At 68.1% G+C, this 11,142-nt stretch carries 6 protein-coding genes; 1 reads left to right on the plus strand and 5 read right to left on the minus strand.

Going from position 1 to position 11,142, the window contains the following annotated elements:
- A partial coding sequence (locus RMQ73_RS11180) for an SDR family NAD(P)-dependent oxidoreductase (protein WP_310498324.1) occupies positions 1-264 on the minus strand: 264 nt, incomplete at its 3' end.
- Here RMQ73_RS11180 and RMQ73_RS11185 point away from each other — a divergent pair.
- Positions 232-324: an SDR family oxidoreductase gene (locus RMQ73_RS11185; RefSeq protein ID WP_310498326.1), complete on the plus strand. Its 93-nt coding sequence runs from the start codon at positions 232-234 to the stop codon at positions 322-324. The genes RMQ73_RS11180 and RMQ73_RS11185 overlap by 33 nt on opposite strands.
- Before the next feature lie 2 nt (positions 325-326).
- Here the strand turns inward: RMQ73_RS11185 and RMQ73_RS11190 are convergent, their stop codons facing one another.
- From RMQ73_RS11190 to RMQ73_RS11205, 4 genes are read right to left on the minus strand one after another with little or no spacing between them, the layout of a single operon-like run.
- Positions 327-1,025, minus strand: coding sequence for a hypothetical protein (locus RMQ73_RS11190; RefSeq protein WP_310498320.1), 699 nt, complete (start codon positions 1,023-1,025; stop codon positions 327-329).
- Positions 1,026-1,029: 4 nt separating this feature from the next.
- On the minus strand, positions 1,030-3,009 hold the full coding sequence (locus RMQ73_RS11195; protein WP_310498321.1) for an adenylate/guanylate cyclase domain-containing protein: 1,980 nt from the start codon (positions 3,007-3,009) through the stop codon (positions 1,030-1,032).
- Between the two features lie 12 nt (positions 3,010-3,021).
- Entirely contained in the window at positions 3,022-6,078 is a 3,057-nt protein-coding gene (locus tag RMQ73_RS11200; protein ID WP_310498322.1) for a CHAT domain-containing protein, read from the minus strand.
- Positions 6,075-11,048 (minus strand): hypothetical protein, encoded by a 4,974-nt coding sequence (locus RMQ73_RS11205; RefSeq protein WP_310498323.1) that lies wholly within the window; start codon positions 11,046-11,048, stop codon positions 6,075-6,077. Before RMQ73_RS11205 ends, RMQ73_RS11200 begins: the two co-directional genes overlap by 4 nt.
- Between the last annotated feature and the right edge of the window lie 94 nt (positions 11,049-11,142).

Here is an 11,142-nt window from a genome sequence, read left to right on the forward strand (position 1 = left end):
CGGCGTGTCGATGATGCCGGGGTGCACCGAATTGCAGCGGATGCCGTCACGCGCCATCGCGCATTCCATCGCGACCGCCTTGGTGAACAGCCGCACCCCGCCCTTGGTGGCACAATCTCCCGACATGCCCGCCGAGCCGCCCTGCCGGGTGCCGCGCCGGGCGCCAATGCCATGGACGTGAATGCCATCGGCGCTGGCGCCCCGATGGGTTTCGCCGGGCAACCCGAGGACATTGCCGACGGCGTGGTGTTCCTTGCCAGCGATGCGTCGCGATACATGACCGGGTCCGAACTCGTAATCGACGGCGGCTGGACGGCCCATTGAGGCTATTGCGGCTGCACCGTCAGCTTCGCCAGCCGCGCGAACTGGCCGTCGCAGCCTTGCGCGACGAACTGGGCGCCCAAGGCCTCGATGTCGGCGGCCGGGGAGACCGATTTGATCGTTATGGCAACCGGCGTCTTGCCGCCGGTGATGCGCAGCGTGCCAGCGCTGCCGGCCACCGCCGCCGGCAGCCCGGCCACCGCCTGACCGCCAGCAAAGGCCAGCGATGCCGCCGCCCCATCGCTGGCGCGGGTGATCGTCAGCGTCGCCGGCGCTTGCGGGTCGGCGCGCCACAGTGAAATGGCTGCGGGGTCACGCGCGCACACGGTGCTGCTGATGCCGGCATCCACGGCCCAGATGCCCGGCGGCACGGGAGCGCCCTTTTCTTCGCCGCGGCTGCCGCGCACCGCCCCGATGCGGGCGCGGCGTTCGGGCTTCTGCACCAGCAGCGCGGCAAAGGCCGGCTGGCTGGCCGCCGCACTGGGCGCCGAGAAACTGAAGCTGCCCGGCCCGGAAAAGCTGCGCGTGCCCTTGGTGTCGAGGACCATCACCATGTCGCCGGCCTTGAGCACCAGCGGTGCATCGGGCAGGCGTTGGCCGGGTTTGAACGACGCGGCCGACGGCCCCGATGCCCGCACCACCAACGGACCGGCAGCAGCGGACACGCCCAGCAGCATCGCGGCTGCGGCAAGAACGAACGTCACAGGTTTAGTCGAGATCATGGCATCCTCCAGGACCGACAGTGTCCAATCGCTGCACCAGATACGCAAGTGCCTTGTCATCGGGCGCACCGGCTGAATGGTGCCTGAGCGCATCCAGCGCCGCCATGTCGCCGGACTGGAAACGCGCATACAGCCCGGCAAATACCGGGTCGGCGACGGCGTGCCCGACGCCCAGCGGCTCGAAAATATCGATCGGCTGTTCGCGGCCGCGTACGCGCACCCGGCCCATGGGGCGAAAATGGTCCAGCCCCACCGACATCGCTGCTTCGCGGCTGACCAGCGCGGCGGTGTGCAATTGCTTGTTGGCGCCTTCCAGCCGCGCCGCCACGTTCATCGAATCACCGAGCGCCGTGTATTGGATGCGGCCTTCGCCGCCGAAATTGCCCACGACCGCGCGGCCGTGGTGCAGGCCGACCCGAGTGCGCCCCAGCGGCTGGCGGCCGGGACGGGGGGTGCGGAACACCTCCCCGGCGCGGGCCATGGCGATGGCACAGGCGTTGGCGCGAATGCCATCGTCCGGTCTGGACAGCGGCGCCCCCCAGAATGCCACCACCGCGTCGCCGACGAATTTGTCGATGGTGCCGCCATGCTCCAGCACCGCATTGCTCATGACATCGAGATAATCGTTGAGCGTGGCCGCCACCACTTCGGGCGGCTGGTCCTGGCACATCGAGGTAAAACCCTCGATATCGGTGAACAGCGCATAGATGTCGCGGCGTTCGCCCTTGAGTGCCAGTTGCTCGGGTTCACGCAGGATCTGCTCGGCGACATCGCGCGGCAGATACTTGCCCAGCGCGCCCTGGGCAAACCGCCGTTGCTGCGCGCCGACGATGCGCGCCGTGGTCGATGCCGCCATCAGCGCCATCAGCCATCCCGCCGCCAGCCCGAAGGCCGGCATGCCGAGCGTGTCATAACTGCCAAGCGATTGCAGCCAGACAGGCAGCGCCGCCACGGCCGCCAACTGCGCCGCAATGAACGGTACCAGCGCCCTTGTGGAAAAATCGAAACCGCCCGTGACCGCGCCGGCCAGCACCGCGACGATCGCGGCCATCCACAGTGCCCAGTCGGGCAGGGGCATCTGCCTGGCCCCGTCCATGGCCTGGGCTATTAGCGTGGCGTGCAATTCGACACCCGGCGTCGTCTTGCCCGACAGGCGCGTCAATGGTGTGATGAAGCGGTCGGCCTCGGGCAGGTCGGCGCCGATCAGCACGATTTTGCCGGCGATAGCGCTGGACAGCGCGTCGGCCACCGCCGGATCTGCGAACAGATCGATTTCAAGGCTGGCGAATACCGGCCTGTCAGCGGCGCGCGGCTGGCGGAACCGGGCGGCGCCGACAAAATCGTCAAAACTGCGCGTGCCAGTGATGGCATTCACCAGCAACGGCGGCGGCGCGGCGGCTGGTGTTGGCCAGGCCCGCCAGGCATTGTCCGAATCGACATCCAGCCGGATATTGGCGGTGCGCACGGGCGCGGTTTTCACCGCATCGAAAAAGCGCCGCATATGCGCTTCCTGCCACGGCATGACGAATTCGGCATTTTCGCTGTTGGTCGAAAATCCGAAGTATGTCGGGGACTTCATCGCCAGCAGCACGGCCGTCAGCTGCGGGTCCTCGGTTTGCGGTTGGTCGATCAGCACATCGACACCGATGGCGCGCGGTTTCTGCCGGTCGATATTGGCAAGCGCCCGTGCCAGCATCGAGCGGTCGAGCGGCGAGCGTTTGCCGGTGCTGGCCAGCGTCTTTTCGGTGAACACCACCAGCACGATGCGTGGGTCCTGGTCGGCGCGCGGCGCCGTCAACGCGGCGCGCACGTCATATAGCCCGCGTTCAGCCGCCAGCAGGACAGGCAGGTTCCAGCTGAATCGCGCCGCCAGCACTGCCAGCAACAATACAGCCGTCGTTATCGCCAGCCGCATCGGGCCAGCCTGTGTCACGGCCCGTCTGAGCACGGCGGTGCGTGATGCCACCGTGCCGGCGCCTCAGTTGGTTTTCGACAGGGGCTTGGCAGCGTCACCGATGATGGCAAACCCCGACCAGTAATAGGGGTGGGATGTGTCGGCGGCATCCATCATGCCCAGCTGCGAGCGGCGCAGCGCCTCGCCCACCGGTTGCTGCCCGGCCTGCGCGAACAGCCCCGATATCAGCGTGCTGGTTGCATCATAGCTGTCGGGCACCGGCCAGTGGCTGGCGACAACCGCCCGCGCACCGGCGCCGACAAACGCCCGCACCAAGCCATCAAGGGCAAAGCTGCCGCCGGTTGTGATGCCGGCTTCGCGGGTTGCCGAGGCACTGGCGGCGCCAGCGGTGTCGCATGCCGACAGGATGATGGTGTCGGCATCGAGCGACAGGTCGAAGATATCGCGGAAGCTGAGCAAGCCGTCCGAACCTTCGCCGCCAAACGATGTCAGCAATGCCGGCCGCGCCGGGCATTCGGGCCGCGGCGCCGTCACCAGGCCATGGGTGGCAAAATGGATGACGCGGTAGTCCTTGAGATCGGCCATTTTCATGATGGCGTCGTCGGAGAAGCCGGCGCCGGTAACCACCTGGCCGTCGCCGAGCAGCCGTGAAGCCAGCGACAATTCGGCGCCGCTGACGGGCCGGCCCCATTCGCTGAGCGGCCAGTCACAATCGGCGCGCGTCGGTATCGGGGTCATGGTTGCCGGGGTCTGGGCTGGCGGGGTCTGGGCTGGCACGGCATTTTCGCCCAGCCCCAGATAGCTGCGCCGCGCCTTTGAGGCCGGGATTGCCCGCACATCCAGAAATGCGCGCGGTGACACGGCGGTGGACACCATATGGGTGCGGCCCAGCCAGGCGATGCCGCGCATGTCGAACGGATCGCCGGCATCGCTGTTCGTCCGGGCCAGATAGGCCTCGACATTGGTGTCGGCGGCAATCAGCAGGTTGATCGGCAATTGCAGCATGGCGCCATCAGGTTCGAATATGAGATGGCTGGCGGCCGGCAGTTTGTCAGCCACTGGCCCGAATAGCGCCACATACAGGCGCCGTGCTGCCAGCGCATCGAACGGATACGTGGTGGGCCGCCCATTTTCAAAGATGACGATTGTATCGCGCAGCGCCTTGACCATGGCGCCGATCTCGCTGGCCGAGGCGCCGACCCGCAGCAACTGGCTGCCGCCACGCGTCACATACAGCGCATAGGCATCATCGCCGACCAGCATCAGCTTGTAATAGGCTTCGTTTGCGCCAAGCGCGCCCGACAGCTTGACCAGAGTGACGCTGTTGTTGGTGATGGAGCGATAGCGCGGAAAGTCGGCCAGGCGCGCCAGCACGGCCGTCTGGTCGCGGCGCAAAGCCTCGGTGCGTGCCCGCAGCAAAACCAGATTTTCCACATCCGTCGGCGCGGGTTCAGGGTTGCTGACCAGCCGGGCGATATCGGCATCGCTGCGCACGATATCGCGGCCAAGCGTCAGGGATTGCCGGAACAGGCTGGCGGCCTCGTCGCTGCCGCCCGACAATTCGCGTGCCAGCACGGCCTGCGTCTGGGCAACGCCGGGCCGCACAAGGACTTGCGCGGCGGCAAGGAAATCACCTGGTGCAGCCGGATCATTGCTGCTGGCCAATTGGGCAAACCATGATGCCAGCAGCGGGCGCAGCACCTGGCCCGCGCCGGGCGTGTCCTGCGCCGCCGTCACGATGCTGCGGAACAGGCTGGCAGCGCCGGCGGCATCGCCCTGCCGTGACAGCAGCGCCGCCATCCGGGCATTGGCCGCCAGTGCCGCTGCCGAATCCGGAAACTGCCCGCTGACCAGCGTAGCGGCCTGCAACAGCCCGGCGCGCGCTGCCGTTGCTTCGCCGCCGGCTTCTTGCAGGTTGGCCAGAGCGGTCAGTGCCGCCGCGCGCATCCAGGCAATGCTGCGGACCTTGCCGCCGCGCACGCTGCTCATGTCCGTCAAGGCGCTATCGAGGGCGGCGCGTGCGGCCGCCGGCTGGCCAAGGCTGTCCAGCGCGGCGCCGCGCAGATACAGCGCCTGCGCATCCAGGATGGCGGCGCGTTCTTCGGGCGACAGGCGGGCATCGCCGCTGCCCAGCGCCCTGAGCGCGGCATCGTCGTTGTTGAGCCGCTGTGACAGGGGCGTGTCGATGAAACCCTGCGCAATGCGCGACGCGGCCATGGTGCCGACATTGCCGCTGACCGGGCGGTCCAGAACAGCCAGTGCGGTTTCAGGCCGGCGCTGGTTGAGGGCGTGCATCGCCTCGGCATTGCGCAACAGGCGCGCCGCCACGGGGTCGGAGGTGTCGATGGCCTGTGCCGCCTGCGCAAAAAGGCGATCCGCCTCGGCAAAGCTGCCGAGATTGGACTGTTGCAGGCCTTGGTTGCCCAGATACTCGGCGCTGCGCGTAAAGCCCGGCGTGCCTTGCCGGCTGCGCTCAACCAGCAGGTCGAAGAATTCGGACGATTCGGCAAAGCTGGCGGCGTTATTGCGCAAATAGCCTTCGGCAAGCGCCTGTGCCGGATCAAGGCTGCCGGCCTGCACGCGGGCAAATGCCGCCGGGTCGCCGGCCTCGGTTGCCGCCACATCGACAATGCCGGCGGTCGCGCGGTCGCGGGCCAGGCTTTGCAGGCCGATGCGCAGGGCGGCGCCATAGCCGGACAGGCCATCGGCCACGAACAACGTGCGACCGGCCGTGAGCGTATAGACCGACCGCGAAAGACCATCTTTTTCGCAGCGGGCGAGCCGCGCCTGTGGCAGGTCGGCGATATCGGCGGGGCCGGGTGTGCCGCAGCTGCCGAGCCGCACCACCGCGTCGCCGCCAAAACTGCCCTTGCCGCTGCGAAAGGCATAAAGCCGGCCAACAGGTGCAGCGGCATCGCGGCAAACAATGGCATAGGCGCGGTCGAACAGGCTGTTCAGCGCTGCGTCGGCCACACGGCTTTGTGCCGTGCACAGCACGCCGGCGTTGCCGATGCGAAAACTGTCGGCCAGTTTCAGCGACGGCACAGCGGGTGCCGCAGCACCCGGCCCCGGCAGCGCAAGGGCGGCGGCAACCAGCACGGCAAATCCGGCGCGGCTCATTTCTGGCCTCCCGTTGCCGGGCGGCTGCCAAGCCGGTTGTCTTGCCAAAGCGACGGGTTGCCGCTGCTGGTCACCGGGTCGTCGATATCAGGGTCGGCAAACAATTCCGTCAGGTCGATCAGCTGTTGCTGGATGATAATCGGCAACTGCGGCAGGCTGCGCGACAGTTTTTCACGTTCCTCCTCGCGTGGCTGCGTCAGTTCGGCGATGTTGTTGATGATGGTGGCGATGGCCTGATTGTCCGCGCCTGCCGAGCAGACACCGCGAATGAGGCAGCCGTTGACGCTTGATGTCAGCGTCAGATTGTCGGTGGCAGGCAGAAAGCTGACGACATCGCGGGTCTGGTTGTTGATGATGAAGCCGGCATCGCCAGCAATGCGGCCATTGATGACGACATCGAGCAAAGCGCCCGCCTGATCGCTGCCGGCACGAACCGCCAGGCTGCCGGCCGTGAACGCGGCGCGGGCAAAGGCGCTGCCGGTGTTCTGGATCAGCACCGTGCGCAGCGCGCCGATCTGGATGCGACTGGCCACCAGTCGGCCCGCAAGATCGGGCGTTGTCGGCGCCAGCCCGAGCAGCCGGTCACGGCCGGCGAAATTGCTGTTCTGCGCCAGTTGCGCCTGCACGGCGGCGGTTACCACCCAGACATCGCCGGAACTGATTTCGAGATTGCCGGCTGGTGTGTCGCCGCTGCTGCCCAGCCGGATGCCGCCGGCGTCGGTGATGACTTCCAGCCTGGTGCCCGCAGTCAGGGCCAGAACATCGGCTGGCCCGGCATTCGCCATGGTGACAAGGCCAGCGACGCGGATGCCCCCGTCCGCGATGAGCGAAATACGGTTCCCAGCGCTGGCTGCGCCGCTGCCGGTCAGCGTCAGGTCGCCGATGGTCATCAGTGTGCTGCCGGCCAGCCGCACCGTGATGTTGCTGGCGCGCAGGCGGCCGAATTCGGCATTATCAAGGCTGTAACCCGTGCCGCCGGTGCCGCCGATGCTGGCGCCGGCGTCGTTGCTGGCGCCCAGCGTGATCGCACTGGTGTTGCCGCCGCCGATCAGGGCGCCCGCGCCGATCACGATATCACGCGATGTGACGGTGATGGTCGGTGCAGCGACATTGCCCGCCAACGTCGCCAGCGCGCCGCTGTCGATGGTGACGCTTTGCGCCGCAGTGATCGCCTGTGCCGAAAAGGCGCCCGTCGATGCCGACACGAAGCGGCCGGTCGTCGCCGGGCCGCCGATGGTGACAAAACCGTCGAGCCGCACCGGCACCGATGCCAGCAGCGCGGCATATTGCGGGTTGCCGGCCTGGTCGAACGTGATTTGCGGCAGCAGAGCGTGGTTGGCGATGAAGATCGCGCCGGCATTGGACGTGCTGAGCGCGCCGGTGGTGATGCCGCCCGGATCGAGCAGCACGATCGGGCTGGAGCCTGTGGCAATCGTGCCCGTGGTCACGGGTCCGCCCTGGCCGATCACTCCGACGCTGCCCGTGGCCGAAATGTTGCCGGAAACGACACTGCCCGCCGAATTGATGAACACCAGGCCCCGGCGCTCGACCGCGCCGGTACGAATGTTGCCGGTGGTGATGACCGGCAATGTCGCCGGCAGGCGCTGGGGTGTGAGTGCGGTCAGGAACACGGAATCCAGCGCGGTCAATGCGCCGGTTGTCAGGTTGCCCGTGCTCGACAAGCGGATATCGTCGTCGGCTGTCAACGCCCCGGTGGCAATGGCGCCGCCCAGCCCGGCGGCATCCTGTGTGGCTGTGAGGCTGATGCTGCCGCCGGACTGGACCGCGCCGGTCACGATGTTGCCGGTGACGGCAAATGTCACCGCGCCCGCGGCCACCAGATTGCCGATGGTCAGGTCTGAACGGCTGGTAAAATCCAGGAAGCCCGCCGCCGTGATGTCGCCCAGCGTCAGGCTTTGCCCACTCAAGGTCGCGCCGATCGCCGCTGTCAGGCTGCCGCGAATGCGTAACGCGTCCGCAGCGTTTGCGGTGATGCGCCCGGTGGCCACATTGCCATTGATGGTGACGCGGCCCGGCACCACGGTCGGCACCGCCGCCAGCAGCGCCGTGTAATCGGCCGCGACACCGGCAAAGCTGATCAATGGTCGCTGGCTGAAGTTGCCCAAGTAGATGGTGCCTGTCGCCGGCAGGACAAAGCCGCCATTGGTGATGTCGCCCCCTGACAATTGCACCGCGATATTGCCGGCGCTGACAGTCCCTGTCGTAATAATGCCGGCAGCCGCAGCGCCGGCATTGCCCGAGGATGTGAGCGTGCCCGCCGAAATCGACGCCAATGACCGCAGATAGATATCGCCGGTCGTGCCCGCCGGCGGCGCCGAAATGCCGGCATCGACATTGCCGACAACAAGCGCGCCATCGGCAAACATCTGGGCGATGACCCCGGCGCTGAGCGAACCCAACGTCATGGTTTCGCTGGAGAACAGCCGCGCCCATTCATCGCCGCGCACGGCGCCTGCCGTGATGCTGCGGCCCTGCACCGTCAGGATGGTGCCGGCCTTGACGTTTCCAAGGCTGATGTCGCCACCGGTGAAGATCTGGCCTTCGCCATCGGCTGTCAGCGTGCTGGCAATGATAATGTTGCCGCCGGCGTTGAGGACCAGCCGCCCGGCCCGGATCGGACCAAAGCTGGCCGGCAGGCCGGCAATGCCTTGCCGCAAATTCTCGCCGGCTGCGACCCGCAGTTCGCCGCCAAAGGTCATGGTGCCGGCATCGCCAAGCGCCACTTCGGTGCGCGCGATGACTTGCGCCGCCCCGGTGGCTGTGATGGTGCCGCCCGTGCCCGCAGCGAGCACTGTGGGCGCCGCATCAGGTGCCAGCGTATTGCCGCTCACCGACACATCCAGCGACGCCAACTCCAGCGCGCCGCCGATCGCCGTCACCCGCGCTGCGCCCGCCACGCTGGCGGCCGGATTCACGGCGCTGGCCGCGCTGCTGAGCCTTGCCGCCCCGCTTATGGTCAACTTGCTGGCCAGCCCTGGTGCCACGGCCAGTTCGGCAAGGCCGCCGATGACCGGTGCATTGCCGCCAGAGGCCCGGGCAGTCAGCACGGCGTCGCCCGTAACAGTGGCGTTGCCGCCGTTGATGACCATCCGGCTGCTGACTGCACGGGCGCCGCCAATGTTGCCGTTGCTGCCGCCCGCATCGCCTGGTCCGCCGCTGCCGCCAAACGCGTTGGCGCTGGCGTCCATGCTGGTCCATGCAAACTGGCCGCCAGCGGCCGAGGCAGCGGTGCCGGTGCCGATCAGTACCTCGCCGCCGACCGCATCGCCGCCATTGCCGCCGTCCCCGCCGCCGCCGCCGCCGCCGCCGAACGCATCGGCAACAACAATCGTCTGTCCGGCGCTGAATTGCCCGGCACTGCCCGCTGCCCCGATGGTCACCTTTCCGCCAAACGCGTCGCCGCCATTGCCGCCGGTGCCGTCCGCGTTGTTGCTGCCCAGCCCGCCGCGCCCGATTGCCGAGGCCTGAACGCCGCCAAGCGCCATGCTGTCAGTGCCGGCGAGACCCTGGATCCGGATATCGATGTTGCCGCTGCGCCCGCTGCCGCCATTGCCGGCGCTGCTGGCGCTGCCGCCAGCGCCACCGGCGTCGGCCACCACAAGGCCCAATGCCTCCATTCGCCCGCCGTTCGTGGCCAGTGTGATGCCGGACCCCTTGCCGTTACCGCCGCCGCTGCGCCCGCCGCCGCCCTGACCGCCGGTCTGCAACAACATGTCGCCGACAAAAGCCAGCACACTGCCGCTTCCGGTGGCCCTCGCCGTGACGCCGCCGCCCAATTCCAATGGATTTGCATTGCCGCCGGTGCCGACACTGCCAAAACCGCCTTGCGCCATGGCCAGCGCAGAGCCTTTGATACCAGGCGCTCCGACCTGCAACTGCCCGCCCGCCAGTGCATCAAGGCTGATGGCGCCGCCTGCCGAATCGCCGCCGCGTGCGCTGCCGTCGCCGCCGAACGACTCGCTGATCAATACGACAGGCCCAGAAAGCCGGGCCTGCGCGCCCTCGGCGCGAAGTGACAGGTTGCCGCCGGTGGCACCGCCGCCATCGCCGTCCACGCTTGATCCGCCCCGCGCCAGCACCTGCAGCAGGGCGGGACCAATGAGCTGGCTGCCAGCGCCGACGACAAGGTTGATGCTGCCCCCGGTGGCACTGCCGCCATCGCCGATGCTATCGCCGGCGGCGCCGTTGCCGCCGCGGGCGTCCACCGCAATCGTGATCCTGCCCAGGCCAGGCGCTGCCCCGCCCCCGGCCAGCATCGCCGAGACTGTCCCGCCCTGCGCGGCGCCGCCGGTCGTGCCGCCACCGCCCTGCGCATCGCTGTCCACCGCGATGGCACCGGCAACATCGGCAAGTCCCGACAATATATCAAGGCGCACATCGGCGCCCCGCGCATCGCCGCCAATACCGGGCGCCGAAGCCGTGCCACCGTCGGCGCCGGCGACGACGCTCAGGTCTCCGCCGACAAAAAGCCTGGCCGGCGCATTGCCCGCGCCAAGCCGTAGCTGCACGCCGCCGCCGTCGCGGACAAGCGCATTGCCGGCGATAAAGCTGCTGCTGCCGCCCGTGCTGGACACGTCGATGTTCGCCGACTGCGACACGCTCACGTCCCCGCCGGCATCCAGCAGCAGGGTCGCCGCGCCGCTGAACCCGCTGCCGCCGCGCGCGCCGCCAAAACCGCTGCCGCCAACGCCCGTTGCTGACAGCAGCAGGCCGGCATCACCTTTAATGGTCAATTGCCCGCCAAGCAGCTCGGCCCGAGCATTGCCGCCGACGCCGTCGCCGGCGGGTGTCGGGCTGCCGAAACCGGTACCGCCGCCGCCATTGGCATTCACCATCAGACCGCCTCCGACCAGCAACGTGCCGCCGGCGCCGAAAATTTCAGCCAGCGCCGTGCCGCCCTTGCCGACACCCCCGGCGCCGCGATTGCCATTGCCATTGGCTGCAATCATCAGGTCGCTGCCGACGGACAATTTCGAGGATGCGCCAATACGGACCCGCGCATCGCCGCCGCCGCCGTCGCCCGACTTGAAGGCGGCCTGTGCG

This window comes from Sandarakinorhabdus sp., from assembly GCF_031430775.1.
GTDB lineage: Bacteria > Pseudomonadota > Alphaproteobacteria > Sphingomonadales > Sphingomonadaceae > Sandarakinorhabdus.

Coding starts and splice junctions, on each gene's coding strand:
- RMQ73_RS11205 (WP_310498323.1), bottom strand. CDS start 11,048: ATGATTGCAGCCAATGGCAATGGCAATCGCGGCGCCGGGGGTGTCGGC.
- RMQ73_RS11200 (WP_310498322.1), bottom strand. CDS start 6,078: ATGAGCCGCGCCGGATTTGCCGTGCTGGTTGCCGCCGCCCTTGCGCTG.